Below are 14,474 nucleotides of genomic sequence, written 5' to 3'. Positions count from 1 at the left end.
ACGTATGTAAATATCCATTAATTTTGGTGATATACAATAATATAATGAATTAAAAAAAGCCATACCCAAAGGCATAGCTTTTAATGCTGTTGACGATATTTACTTGGACTCATCCCCACAAACCGTTTGAACACTCTTGAAAAATGACTCTGACTGTCAAAACCCAGATTATAAGCGATGAGACCAATGGGGTCTCCCGTATAGCTTAAACGACTCTTGGAGTTTTCCACCTTCATTTTATAATAGTAAGTAATCGGTGTACAATGGAAGTATTTATTAAACAATTTAATAAAGTGATACTTGCTGATACCACATGTTTTTGCAAACGTATCCAAGCGGGGTTTTTCTGTTAAATGTTGATTAATGTAGTCATTCACCAGCTTCATGAAATTTGATTTTGAGGACTGGTCTTTATTCACTTTATTGATGTTCACCATTTGGCTTAATAACAAGAGTGTTTTATACACCATCTCCGAATAGATATATTCTCTATTTGGCTTATTGTGCTCTGATGCATCAAGGCATGTTTCTATGAATTTCTTGGCATCTGAACTTGTGACAATATAGGGTAAACCCATTTCATCTTCTATATAGTTAAGGAGATCAATCGGTCCTTTATAACCAAAATGCATCCATAATATGGTGGCAACATCTTGTTTACTGGAATAATATTTATGGGGTTCACTTAATCGCATCACAACCATCTCTTCGGGGCCAAGCTTGTGCAAACCATTTTGCTCCACATACAATGTCCCTTTCGTCACGTACATGAACAAGCAATTCCTAAAACTCTGGCGTTCAATTCTAAAATCAGCGTTTGATATAATGCCCATACCATCTGAAAAATATAGATTTTTTTGCGCAAAAGTTGATGGTGTCTTAAAATCATTATAAATCACGTTACCACCTCCTAACAATACCATACAATATTTTCTCATTTTGAGCAAGATAATTCATGGTTGAGCGCAATTTGGTACAAATTTTGCGCAACCTCATGTTAGTAAAGCATTATAAAAGTTGATATACTAAATGTATTATTCAATATATGGGGGTAAAACTATGAATCAATCCATCAGAACCTTAAGAGAACTGGCAAAAACGTATTACGCCTATGCACAAGAAGATCGTCATCAAGAAAAGCTCAAACTTCACCAGTCTGTCAATGATCTCAATGCTATACGACCTGTGGTATTACTTGATGAAATTCCATGGGTAGAAATGAACATGAACCATGAACTGACCTTAGTTTGTGAAGATCCCGTTTTACGAGCCTGCGAAGATTATCTAAGAAAAAAGATTTTTCAATACAAATATTTTCCCGGTGATATGGTGCTGAAACCCTACCTACCTATACATAAAATTATTGTTGAAGGTGATTTTGGCATTCGTGTTCAAGAAGATATTATTGAAACGGAACAAGGCAATCATATCGTGTCCCACGAATACCATGATCAATTAGCAACGGATGAAGATGTGGAAAATATTACATTACCAGAGATTACTTATAATCAACAAGAAACCATGCGTCGTTATCAATTAGTAGGTGACGTTTTAGGGGATATAATCCCTATTAAAATCAAAGGTCGTGACCACATGAGTGTGGTGACATGGGATGATATTTCAAGGTATCGAGGTGTGACGCCATTACTCATGGACCTCCTTGACAGGCCGGAGCATAGCCACAAAATATTAAGGAAATTAACCGATATTGCACGGCATAAACTTGAACGCTACGAAGAACTGGGACTGTTCGATACAGACCCTTTGAGTTTACATTGTACACCCATTGTGAATAGCACCCTTAAGCCTCATGAAGAAGAAGGAAATGTGACCCGTAAAAATATCTGGGGTCGAGGTGCCGCCCAGATCCTTGCTTCCGTCTCAGGTGTCATGCGGGATGAATTTGATATATCCTATATGCAGGAAACCGTTGGGCAATGCGGTCTTGTTTATTATGGTTGTTGTGAACCCTTAGACAAAATGATTGATGTGGTGGAGAAAATACACAACTTAAGAAAAATATCCATTACCCCTTGGGCTGACGTGGATATCGCTGCTGAAGCCATAGGCAGTCAATATGTCTTGTCATCCAAGCCAAATCCTTCATCTGTTGCTGTACCTATTTTAAATGAAGATGGACTCAGAAAAGAATTAAAACGTATTCTTAATGCAGGTAAACGAAATGGCTGTCATATGGATATTGTTCTAAAAGATATTAGTACCACTTCCCATAACCCCCAAAATATTATAAGGTGGGAGCAAATTGCTATGGAGATGGTCCAGAATTATTAAGCATCACTTGACTCCATGTTGTATACATGCCCTATAAGTGACCCCGACTACATTATTGCAGTCGGGGTTCATTTATCTGTTGCTTAATCATTTATAGTGTAGTCTACATCATATTTTTCACATTCTTCTATGTATAGCTCTATAATGGCTTTATAGAAATCGTATATTAGCTTTACCATAGGCTTTGCTAAATTGTCCCTATGATAACGTTTCTTTCCCTTCTATGCATCTTCGAGAACAAGATGAAGATGACCTTTTCTTACAAAGAGAGGTAAACTCATGTAGTCATATGTTTCTTCATACCACTGACCGCCTACCAGCACACGATGATCCAGTAGGTGCTCCCACTCCCCTTTAGGCAGATAATAACTAGCCGTATGTTTATCGTTAAAAATAGGTGCAACGAGCAACTGGTCCCCTAACATATATTGCTGATCTAAGGTATGACAATTTCTATCCTCAGGAAATTCCATGACCATTGGGCGCATCATGGGTAAACCTTTGGTTTTGGCTTCTTCTGCTACCCCCATTAAGTACGGCATTAACCGTTCTTTTAACTGGACAAAGAACCGGAGTACATCCACTGCCTCTTCATCAAATAACCAAGGTACCCGATAGGAGCTTGCACCATGTAATCTGCTGTGAGAGGATAATAGACCAAAAGCAACCCAACGCTTGTATAAATCCGGTGTTCCTGATTTCTCAAAACCGCTTATATCATGACTCCAGAAAGCAAATCCACTGAGGGCTAGGGATAAGCCTCCTCGTAACGTTTCAGCCATGGAGCCATAATTGGAACTACAGTCACCGCCCCAGTGTACAGGGAATTGCTGACAGCCTGCCGTTGCAGACCTAGCAAAGACAACGGCTTCTCCTTCCCCAAAGTTTCTAACCAATAAATCAAAGACTTCCTTATTGTAGAGATAGGTATAGTAATTGTGCATTTTAACAGGTTCAGAGCCGTCAAAGTAGACAACATCCGTAGGTATACGCTCTCCAAAATCCGTCTTAAAACTGTCTACACCCATATCAATCAATCGCTGTAATTGAGAGGTGTACCAAGAACAAGCCTCTGGATTAGTAAAATCAACAATGCCCATACCTGCTTGCCACAAGTCCGTCTGCCATACATCCCCTTCCTTGTTCTTTAACAAATACCCTTTATCCATACCTTCTTTGAACAATGGTGACATGCCTGCTATATAAGGGTTAATCCATACACAGATCTTCAGCCCTTTGGCTTTTAAGCGTTTAAGCATACCTTCGGGATCTGGAAAACATGACTTATCCCATTCAAAATCACACCAATGGTAACCTTTCATCCAAAAGCAATCGAAATGGAATGTTTGTAAAGGAATATGTCTTTCTTCCATACCATCAATAAAATGGTTAATGGTGGCTTCATCATAATCCGTAATAAAAGAGGTGGTTAACCATAACCCATAACTCCATTTTGGCGGAAGGGCAGGTCGTCCTGTTAATGCGGTATAGTTGTCCATAACACCCTTCATGCCTTCTCCACCAATGATACAATAATCTAACGTTTCACCTTCTACACTGAACTGTACCCTATTGACAAGCTCTGATCCAATCTCATAAGACACTTTTTCAGAATGATTGACAAACACACCGTAACCCTTTGATGTGATATAAAAAGGCACATTTTTATAGGCTATTTCTGACCCCGTCCCACCATCTTCGTTCCACATATCAACAACCTGTCCATTTTTAACGAAAGGTGTAAAACGCTCACCAAGACCATAGACAGATTCCCCAACACTCAATCCTAACTGTTCACGATAATAGGGTTGTTTATGTGATGTTTCTAAATCCTTTATGTACGCACAACTGTTTGGGTAAGTTTGGGTCATATAGTCTTCTTTATAGTAATATGTCAAGTGATAGGGTTTTCTATTGACCACCACTTTTACATGATCATTGATTAGGGTAAGGGTATCCTCATCTTCCATAAAAGTAAGCGTATCCATGGCATTTTCTTGGTTCAGAGCAAATTCAGGACCCACAGGATATTTACCTCTAAAATGCTCGTTTTTTACCCGTATGACATTCTTTCTAATGGGTGAAATGGTTACTGTTGTTACGGCTTGATTCAAAAAATCCCCCTTAGATTGAATGAACTTATGGGATACATAAACAACTAATGCTAACCCATCCCATGTATGATGAACCACCTCAACGGGTTTTGATAGGTTGTAACGCTCTTTTTGGGTCCAATAACCATCTGTAAACTTCATTATATGCCTCCTGCTCTATGGTCAAAATAATCAAAAGCAGCCCACTTGTTTTTCTTATACTGGTCTTGTGCGCTCAACCCAACAAAAGCACCTGTAAAGCCATGAGCGTACTCGTCGGATAAAATCGAAGCATCTAGTATAGGACCAATCTTTTTCCAGTTGTTTTCTGAGGTTGCGTAAGAAAATTGTAACTGGTCTCTATCTATTTCTGCTTTAAGATAAACCTTATCTACTTGACCGATAGCCATACGATGTTCTAATAATTCCACTTTTTTTCCTTTATCTGCCAGCATAATACCCAGGCAAGGACTGGCAAATGACTCACTGTAATAATACCTTAGATAATAAAAATGTGTATGGTTATAGTAACAGCACAGCCCTGCCATTTCCATGAAATTCTCTGGTGTAAAATGCAGGCATGTTTCTGTCATAGATTTAAAAGTTGTCAATTTCTTACCGATAAAACTTTGCTGATACCTTGATAGTAAAGACTCTCTTCCTCTTAACTTAAGCTGCCCATCCTCCAGCTTCAACCAATGAGGTTCTACAGGTTCTCTAAGGGTATAATAGTCTAATGTTAAACTTGTTCCATCAAAATTGTCTTTTTCTGGCAAGGGTTCAACAAACACCTCTTCCAGATCAGGCTCTTTCACATACCTGCCTGCAAGATTATCTTCACCATCAAGCTTAATCCAATCATCATCTGTCCAACAGCAACGTTGAATCGCTGTCTCACGCCCAAGTATAGAGCGTTGTTGAGGCATAATGGGTCTTGAACATAAATGACTCATATACACTTCGCCTCCAGGGGTTTCCACAATGTATCCATGCCCTGACCGTTGCAGGTAACTATCTGGATTATACCAGTGCAATTTCATGGATTCACCAATTCCCCGCTCATTAAAATCATTTGGCTGAGATGTAATCACAGGTTTTTTCTCATGGATGTCGTATGGTCCTTGTATCTGCCTTGACCTTTGAACCACCACACCATGTCCGTAACCTGTTCCGCCTTCTGCGGTAATTAAATAATACCATCCTTTTCGTTTATATATAAAGGGTCCCTCAAGACACCCTCTATCTGTACCACCCCTAGATATTTCCACAGGATTTCCCATAAGGACGTTATGGGTCAGGTCGAATTCTTCAAGTACAATACATCCTGGATGTTCATAGCCTTGACGAAAATCCCACTCAAGATTAATGACCCAGCTTCTGCCATCATCATCGTGGAAAATGGATGGGTCAAAGCCACTGCTATTCAAATAGATGGCATCCGACCATTCACCACGTATGTCTTCTGTTGTCACCATGTAGTTGTCCAAATCAAAGAAATTATCCACCACACTGTGAATGACAGAATAGCACATATAGAACCTTTTGGAAGGTGCATGATAGGAAAGAGCTGGTGCCCACACGCCTAGTGCTGGTGCTAAACCTTTTAAATCGACTTGCTCTTTCCTTGTTAAAGCATGATTAATAAGCTGCCAGTGTTTTAAATCTTTTGAATGGTAGATAGCAATACCGGGGAACCATTCAAACGTGGATGTTGCAATATAATAATCTTCTCCTACCCTTAGAATGGATGGATCAGGATTAAATCCTGGTAGTATTGGATTCTCAATCATAGTAGCCTCCTTCTTATCTGTGATGATAAAATCATCTACTGTTAAGTATACCTAACTAAGGGATGCTTGGATATATGAATCATTTACATTTGATGTGAATATTTTACGTTTTGCCAGCTTCACATGTTCCTATGCATCAGAACTCTGTTTTACATTGGGGTTTCTGCTCTGTTAAGAATATCTTATTTACTTTTTCTATATAGCTTTCATGGCTTATCTTAGCAAGTCCATACTGGATAAGTGTTCTGAATGTTACTGCTCCCATGATCATGGATGAGAAATCTGAATTATTCAGTTCTATGACCACATCCGCATCTTTGTCATTGGAAATAGATGCTCTGCCATCTTTAAAATCAATGATGGTACTTCCATCATTGGCTTTGAAAAAGTCATCTTTAATGGTGATCTTAAGTGTACAATGTTGATGATTAAAGTTATGACTGCTTAAAACCTTAAATAACTTTTTCATATCAAGAACGCGGTACATAAGCCCTATAGCCGTTACGTTGTATTCATTTTTTACAGAATCAAAAGCTTGATACTGGCCATTATTAGGATTGCTGATGAGGTAATGGAAATATTCATCCGGGGTATTCATGATAATTCTGTCGAATTGATCAGCCTGTGCATGTAAGAATGTACAAAACTCTAAAAGCACATGGTGATTGTCATAAATCAGCTCATGGACAATTAAATCGTTCCTAAGAAGGTGTTTTTTCTTATATGAAAAGCTCATATAGCCTAAAATAGCATCACCTTTTTTGTAGCATATGATTCTTGTATCCTTTCGAAATAACCTTTTTATACATGCTTCCGTCTTATCCATCATTCCATGGTGTTTATCAGCGAAGCGATGATAACATGCCACCACTGCATCTTTTTCTTCTTCCTTCAACCACCCAAGGTGTTCTTTGGTTGTCCCCTTTGGAAAATAGGATGGCTCAATCTTATATTGTCTTAACGCCACACCGTATCCAAAACCCATGTTCTTGTAAAAATCTGCTCTAAAAGGGTACAACGTGACCATACTCATGCCCTTCTCTTTAAAATATGTGCAAGCAAATTCAATTAATTCCTTTGCAACCTTTTCTTTCTTATGTACCAAATCCACTGCTACACAGCCTATACCTCCTACTTTTGCTTTTGTGGATAAAAGCTTCATGTTAAAATCTGTTAGACGCATACCACCCAGAAGCTTTTCGTCCCTAAATAATCCAAATATACTGTCCCCTTCAAGTTGATTGAGATAAGTAAAAAATTCTTGATAGGAATGACGAAGCTTATCTAAATCCCCAAAACCACAATAAGCATTTGTTGCAATCCAAGTAAAGTCTTCTATCTCTTTCTCTAACAGCTTCCTTGTTTGACTCATTTAATCAACCTCCTTCGTATATGTTGATGAATGCATCTTTTAAGTCTTATAACATGATGTCAAGATTATATACATCTACCATAATATATTTTGTTATAAAAAGCAATGCTTCAGGCTTATTGGAATCATTGATATCAGATATCCTATGATTGAAAAATAAGTTTTTAATCTGTTTATTTTATATAATTTAGTTTATTTATGTTTTTTATGCAAAATATACTAATTTATTTTAATTGCAAAAAAGTATTTTCTTTTTAGTATTATCGTGCTATACTTTATCCATGGCCATATATTGTTAATTGTCGACAAATTTGTCAATAAGTTTGTACCATTAACAGATCAAAGGAGGAATTGAAGTATGAAAAACCAGAGTCAAAAAAACCATGTTCCACAGATTAGAAAGACGTGCAGGGTCAATAAAAGAATTGCGCTATTACTATGTCTTGTGTTGATTTTTGCCCATATGATAGTCGGGAAGGTTTATGCTGCCACAGGTGTTATTGACGGTGAGTTAAAAGTATGGCATACGGTGACCATTACATTTGATGGACCGAACACCAATGAACAGGCATCGGATAACCCATTTCTTAATTATAGATTAAACGTAACTTTCACCAATGGCAATACATCCTATGTGGTACCAGGTTATTATGCTGCTGATGGTAATGCTTCAAATACCAGTGCTGACAGCGGTAATAAATGGCGTGTCAAGTTTACACCAAATAAAACAGGAACTTGGACCTATAAGGTGTCCTTTAGGAAGGGTAATAATATAGCCATTAATGACGACGTTAATGCAGGTCAGCCTGTCTCATTTGATGGGGAAACAGGCAGCTTTAACATTACGCAAACAGATAAGAGCGGTAGTGATTTTAGAGCTAAAGGCCGACTAAATTATGTTGGGGAAAACTATCTGCAATTTGAAGGTACGGGCAAGTACTATATCAAAGGCGGCGCGGATAGTCCTGAGAACTTCCTTGCTTTTAAAGACTTTGACCAAACGCCAACCAATAAGCATCACTATAATCCCCATGCCAATGATTGGAAAAATGGTGATCCAACATGGAAGGGTACAAAGGGCAAAAATATCATAGGTGCATTGAATTATCTTGCTGGTAAAGGCATGAATTCGGTTTACTTCCTAACAATGAACGTTAATGGCGATGGTAAAGATGTATGGCCTTGGACAAGCAGTAATGCATACAATCGTTTTGACTGCAGCAAGCTGGATCAATGGGAAATCGTGTTTTCCCATATGGATAAGCTGGGGCTGTTAATGCACGTGATTACCCAGGAAACAGAAAATGACCAACTACTAAACGGTGGTGCGTTAGGTACACAACGTAAGCTGTACTATCGAGAATTGATTGCGCGCTTTAGTCACCATCTAGGGCTTGTATGGAATCTTGGAGAAGAAAACACCAATACCGATGCTGAACTAAAAGCATTTTCTAAATACTTCAAAGAACATGACCCCTATAAACATATGGTTGTAGTACATACTTATCCTGGCCAAAAGGACAAAGTGTTTACGCCTCTTCTAGGCTACCAATACCTTGATGGTCCATCCCTACAAATGGGTAGTGTGAACGATACACACGCTACCGTTATCAAGTGGTTGGATAAGTCAGCCAATGCAGGACGACCTTGGGTTGTTAACCTTGATGAACAAGGTCCTGCTAACGTAGGTGTTAAACCAGATAAAGATGATTACTGGCATGACGACATCCGTAAAAAAGCTTTATGGGGAACCCTCATGGCTGGTGGTGCAGGCTGTGAATGGTACTTTGGCTATCATTATGATCATGATGACCTGGACTGTCAAGACTGGAGAAGCCGTGATCATATGTGGGACTTAACCCGTTATGCCCTTGAATTCTTCCAGAAGCATCTTCCTTTTACAGAGATGTCCCATAATGACGGTCTTACATCCCATGGATCGGACTACTGCTTTGCCAAACCTGGTAAAGTATATGCCATCTATCTTCCAAGTGGTGGCACAACCAACTTAAACTTAGAATCTTACAATGGCACTTATGACGTTAAATGGTATAATCCTCGCCAAGGTGGCAACCTGCAAAATGGTACGGTAACGACCATTACTGGCTTTGGTAATAAAGCCATCGGTTACCCACCTAACAATACGTCATACGATTGGGTGGCACTGGTCACCTTAAAAGAAGCCGGACCAACACCTGATATACTGGACTTTACACCTACTGAGGATGTTTATATTGAAAACACAACCACCCATAACGTGAATGTGCTGAAAGTACAACAGTCATCTTCACAACGTACCGTATATCTCAAATTTAATGTAACGGGTGTCACTAAAACCGTTGATGCCAATACCCTTACCCTTACTTGTACAAGTGATGGTGGTACGCCAAAATTAAGGGTATATGCAGGGTCCTCTTCCAACTGGACTGAAGCTTCAATAAACAGTGGTAATGCGCCAACAACGGGTGCACTGTTAGCTTCTTATGATAGCCCAATTGCAGTGGGTCAATCGGTATCACTTGATCTAGGTAAGCATATTACCGGTAACGGTACTTATACATTGATTATAAAAGGTAACAATGGTTCCAATGATGCATGGTTCAACGCTTCAGAAGCTGCAAATGGAAAACCTAAACTGACATTATCACTTCAATAGCTTTTCTTTATTTTTTATTTACATGATAAAAACCAAGGTTATACCCTTGGTTTTTATCATGTGACAGGCCATGGGTTACATGCTTCACATCTTAAGCACCCATGACGCGTTTATGCTATTATGCTATGAACGATAACTACTTTATTTCCCAGCTAAACTTTTCCCAAGCGCCAATGGTATTACGATTAGCTGCTAAAGGCCAATTGGTAGCGTTAAGATAACGATCCGAACAAATATATTTTCCATTACCTTTGGCTCTTAATGCAACACCACCGCTCACAGGATGCCATGTGAATTTTTCCCAATCACCAATGGTGCTGCGATTAGCATATAAACGCCAATTAGTAGCATCTAGATGTTCGTCAGAACACACATACTTCCCATTAGCAACATTTTGTAAGGCAATATAACCATTACCTGCATCCACTACCTTGAATTTTTCTGCATTACCAACGCTTGACTTGTTAGCGACCACTGGCCAATTGGCACTATCTAGACTCTGACTGGCACTGATATACTTGTTAGGACCTTGTGCAATAAGGGCGATGGTTTTTCCAATAGGTGCTGTAGTGACTGGAGGAGCACTTCCCCCCTGCCATACACGTACCCAATCAACAAACAATCTTGGGTATTTACCTGTACGTGCAGGTTGATTATCTCGATTAGGTGAACAGCTAAAAATCATAGGGAGCCAATCGGTCTGTGCTACATCTGGTCTTTCGGAGCTAAACTGTTTAACACCGTCAATATAGAAGGAGACTTCTGTATCCGTCCAAAGTAATCCCCAAACATGCCACTCACTAACAGGGGTATTAGAAGCTTGTGAGGTTTTACCAGTTTTGTTAGGATAGTGATGGGATTGACTTGGATGGGTGTGCCAATGGGTATACTCCATAATGTCAAATTCATTAGGGGATGTAGGTTGCCATTTCCACATCCAGAAAGTTGGCCAGAAGTGCTGGTCTGCCCAATCTAAACGAATACGTGCTTCAAAATAACCTTTGTTAAATTCCTTCTTGGATGTAATCCAGCCACCGGAGTAAACTTCACCATGTGCACCTGGACTTGCATACCAATGATTTTCAATAACAAGGGAGTTGCCATCTTCTTTTACATTACTTGGATAAAACCAACATTTATTGCCGTCTTTATCGTAGTCAAGATTGTCAGATACGCGCCATTTATTTGTGTCAACGGTGTAGTCATTAAATTCGTCACCAAACACTTGAGTCCAACCTGAACCGGGTGGAGCTGCCTCAACCGTTTTTGTCTGCATCAGTAAGACAAACATAACTGTCAAACAAGATAGTATTACCTTTTTCATTTTTCTCTTCCTCCTCTTTAAATTAGTATCAAACGGACCGGATAGGCTCGTTTGTACCAATCACCCTATCATAATCCCTTACAGGAGACAATGGGAAGAAAAAAAGTCAAGATGAATTTTTTATTTTCTGAATACTTTATTTTTTATTATTATACATAAAAACAAATAAGACTCCATCTATCTACAAATTACTTTTTTATGCTATTCGGAATCTTGTCTTCAAAACAATTCATAACCTTATATATGTATCTATATGGATGTCAGGACAAGTTGACATCCCACTAAACCTTCCGATTCAGCTGTAACCACAAGTTTACCTTTATTATATGTGGATTGAACAATGGCAAGGCATAATCCGCCTAAAGTGGAACGTTCAGCCCCCTTATAAGCTTCTAATGATGTAGGGTCACCATTGTCTACACCAATTAAGCGACCTTCACCTTCTACACGAAAATGAATCAGATTTTTTGCCGTGGGCACTAATGTACCTTCCTTATCCACCACTTTAACGGTGATGTAGGCTAAATCTTGACTATCGGCTTGTATTGCTTTTCTATCGGCTTCTAAAACAATGGCATAAGGATCCCCTGCTGTTTTCACGATTTTTTCAAGTACAATCTTATTCTCTTTCTTACCGACTGCTCTTAGGGTACCTTTTACGTAAGGTATCGCCCAACTTACATGCAATAATTCTGTATCGCTACAATGTTTTTCACCTAATGAACGGTCATTCAAAAACAACTCAACACTATCACAATTGGTATAGCACCAAACGGGTATGTGTTGACCAGCCTTATCTTCCCAGTTCCAATGAGGAAATACGTGGAGCATTGGCTTTGTTGTCCATTGACTCTGGTACATGTAATAAGCATCTTTTGGGAAGCCACAGGTGTCAATCACCCCAAAATAGGATGTTTTAGATGGCCATGCATAAGGTGATGGTTCTCCTATATAATCAAATCCCGTCCAAATAAAGAGTCCTGATATATAGTCTAAATCATTTGTTATTTTCCATGAATGCTCCCCTCGAATATAACGGTGGTCTGAATGAATGCTCACAATATCCCCAAGCTCTTTTGTAACATCATCAAAGGTTTTTAGTTGGGTATCGGCTTGTAAAAAATCATCGTAAACGGCTCGCATCTCAAATGGCGCTGCTGAACTGGTCTCACTACCTAATATAATTCTTTCAGGGTATTTTGCATGTTCCTTTTCATATAAAGTTTCCTTGTAATTATACCCAGCTATATCCACCATATCAGGTATGCCATATGTATTAGCCCCTTCAAGATGAACGATGCCTGTTATGGTTGGTCTTGTTGTATCATATGCTTTTACCAAATCATGCAAACCCTTTGTCAGTTCAACACCTTCTGGTCGCATATGTTCCGTGATTTCATTACCAATACTCCATAATATTATGGAAGGATGATTACGGTCTCGCTTAATCATGGTGGTCAGGTCTTTTTCATGATAGGCATCAAATACTTCCGCATAAGCAAATATGGGTCTTCTTATCTGCTTATCTAAGGCATGCACCTCATCAAACACCCTTGGCCTTTTTCCAATTTGATATTCATCAAATACTTCATCCATGACAAGCATCCCATATTGATCACATAGATCAAGGAGCACAGGCGATGGCGGGTTGTGACTTGTTCTTATGGCATTACAACCCATTTCTTTTAGTATTTGAAGCTGCCTTTCTTTTGCTCGATCCGGACAAGCTGCTCCTAACGCACCACCATCATGGTGAAGGCATACCCCTTTAATCTTGGTGTATGTGCCATTAAGGAAGAAGCCTTTATCTGCATCAAATACAATGGAACGGATGCCCATGGCAACCAAGTCATCATCAACAACGCAACCCTCAGATATAATCTCCGTCTTCACGTGATACAGATAGGGATTATCGATGGACCAAAGTTCTGGCTGCTGAACGTATATCTCTTGGCTGAATACGTCTTCACTATTTGGCTCAATTACTACTTCTTTGCTCACTTTCCCAACAACTAATTGAGCTTCATTGAGAAGACTTACTTGAATGGTCACGTTCTTGTGCTCATTTGCTTCATTCACAAGGGTTGTATCAATCTTCACCCATGCTTCTTTCTCATGAACCTCAGGTGTTGTCACATAAGTCCCCCATTGGCCTATATGAAGTTTATCCGTCACAATTAGCCGCACATGGCGATAGATCCCTGAACCACTGTACCATCTTGAACTTGGCTGAGTGGATGTATCCACCTTTACGGACAGTAGATTATCCTCACCATACTTAAGATACGATGTGATATCGTAATAAAGGGTTGTATACCCATAGGGGTACTTTCCTACCCGCTCACCATTCATGTGCACTTCACTGTTCATATAAACCCCGTCAAATTCAATGTATATCTTTTTATTAGCATAGTCTTGGGGTACATGGAGATGCTTACGATACCAAGCAATTCCTGCTGGTGCGTATCCGCCTCGTGGACCGCTTGGATTATCTTCTTTAAAGGGTCCAAATATGCTCCAATCATGTGGTAGATGAATGGAGCACCAATCAGCGTCATCTATTCTATCACTAAATCCAGCAAGATCCATACCCTTTTTAAACGTCCAATCGTTATCCAAATTGATTATTTTCCGCACTTGGTTTTCCATATCGCTCCTCCTATACTTGTTTTTCCACATTATGCCATCAAACCAAAGATGGCTATATGCCAAACATTATAGCATAATCACATGCATAACAAAATGTCCAAACAGACAATATAACATGTCAAAAAAGGACATTCTGCCAAAGCTTTATGGTGTTTTAAAATAATTCATTTTAGAAAGATTAGATATGTCTTGTGATAGATATGTGAATAGCATTGATGCTAAACATATGATATATGAGCTAAGGCACAGACTAATTAAAGCAATTTTGTTGGCTAGAAGTTTTCGGAAACTATAAGAG

General features: G+C 39.1%; 8 protein-coding genes. 2 read left to right on the top strand and 6 right to left on the bottom strand.

Going from position 1 to position 14,474, the window contains the following annotated elements; translation table 11 throughout:
- Positions 1–80: 80 nt before the first annotated feature.
- The gene (locus HZI73_RS07965; protein ID WP_212697717.1) at positions 81–899 is read right to left on the bottom strand and encodes an AraC family transcriptional regulator; all 819 of its coding nucleotides are present in this window, start codon (positions 897–899) and stop codon (positions 81–83) included.
- A gap of 160 nt (positions 900–1,059) precedes the next feature.
- Here HZI73_RS07965 and HZI73_RS07960 point away from each other — a divergent pair, with 160 nt between their 5' ends.
- Positions 1,060–2,292 (top strand): uroporphyrinogen decarboxylase/cobalamine-independent methonine synthase family protein, encoded by a 1,233-nt coding sequence (locus HZI73_RS07960; RefSeq protein ID WP_212697716.1) that lies wholly within the window; start codon positions 1,060–1,062, stop codon positions 2,290–2,292.
- 221 nt (positions 2,293–2,513) lie between these two features.
- On the opposite strand, the gene yicI is transcribed toward HZI73_RS07960, so the two are convergent.
- The 3 genes from yicI to HZI73_RS07945 form a co-directional block, all read right to left on the bottom strand.
- On the bottom strand, positions 2,514–4,547 hold the full coding sequence (gene yicI, locus HZI73_RS07955) for an alpha-xylosidase (RefSeq protein ID WP_212697715.1): 2,034 nt from the start codon (positions 4,545–4,547) through the stop codon (positions 2,514–2,516).
- Complete coding sequence (locus HZI73_RS07950; RefSeq protein ID WP_212697714.1) at positions 4,547–6,175, bottom strand: glycoside hydrolase family 43 protein; 1,629 nt, start codon at positions 6,173–6,175, stop codon at positions 4,547–4,549. Before HZI73_RS07950 ends, yicI begins: the two co-directional genes overlap by 1 nt.
- Positions 6,176–6,311: 136 nt before the next feature.
- Positions 6,312–7,547: a GNAT family N-acetyltransferase gene (locus HZI73_RS07945; RefSeq protein WP_212697713.1), complete on the bottom strand. Its 1,236-nt coding sequence runs from the start codon at positions 7,545–7,547 to the stop codon at positions 6,312–6,314.
- A 358-nt stretch (positions 7,548–7,905) separates the two neighbouring features.
- Here HZI73_RS07945 and HZI73_RS07940 point away from each other — a divergent pair, with 358 nt between their 5' ends.
- Positions 7,906–10,203, top strand: a complete 2,298-nt coding sequence (locus HZI73_RS07940) for a DUF5060 domain-containing protein (protein WP_212697712.1) — start codon at positions 7,906–7,908, stop codon at positions 10,201–10,203.
- A gap of 136 nt (positions 10,204–10,339) precedes the next feature.
- Here HZI73_RS07940 and HZI73_RS07935 read toward each other — a convergent pair whose 3' ends face one another.
- Positions 10,340–11,527, bottom strand: coding sequence for a family 16 glycosylhydrolase (locus tag HZI73_RS07935; RefSeq protein WP_212697711.1), 1,188 nt, complete (start codon positions 11,525–11,527; stop codon positions 10,340–10,342).
- Positions 11,528–11,776: 249 nt separating this feature from the next.
- Entirely contained in the window at positions 11,777–14,176 is a 2,400-nt protein-coding gene (locus HZI73_RS07930) for a glycoside hydrolase family 2 TIM barrel-domain containing protein (RefSeq protein WP_212697710.1), read from the bottom strand.
- Positions 14,177–14,474: the final 298 nt, after the last annotated feature.

It is taken from the genome of Vallitalea pronyensis, assembly GCF_018141445.1.
In the GTDB taxonomy this organism is placed as follows: Bacteria; Bacillota; Clostridia; order Lachnospirales; family Vallitaleaceae; genus Vallitalea; species Vallitalea pronyensis.
Note: the sequence above shows the minus strand (reverse complement) of the source record. Positions and strands in the feature narration are given on the sequence as shown.

Bases quoted from the DNA above. Each gene is read 5' to 3' on its own strand.
- HZI73_RS07960 (WP_212697716.1), top strand. From the start codon at position 1,060: ATGAATCAATCCATCAGAACCTTAAGAGAACTGGCAAAAACGTATTAC.
- yicI (WP_212697715.1), bottom strand. From the start codon at position 4,547: ATGAAGTTTACAGATGGTTATTGGACCCAAAAAGAGCGTTACAACCTA.
- HZI73_RS07950 (WP_212697714.1), bottom strand. From the start codon at position 6,175: ATGATTGAGAATCCAATACTACCAGGATTTAATCCTGATCCATCCATT.
- HZI73_RS07945 (WP_212697713.1), bottom strand. From the start codon at position 7,547: ATGAGTCAAACAAGGAAGCTGTTAGAGAAAGAGATAGAAGACTTTACT.
- HZI73_RS07940 (WP_212697712.1), top strand. From the start codon at position 7,906: ATGAAAAACCAGAGTCAAAAAAACCATGTTCCACAGATTAGAAAGACG.
- HZI73_RS07935 (WP_212697711.1), bottom strand. From the start codon at position 11,527: ATGAAAAAGGTAATACTATCTTGTTTGACAGTTATGTTTGTCTTACTG.
- HZI73_RS07930 (WP_212697710.1), bottom strand. From the start codon at position 14,176: ATGGAAAACCAAGTGCGGAAAATAATCAATTTGGATAACGATTGGACG.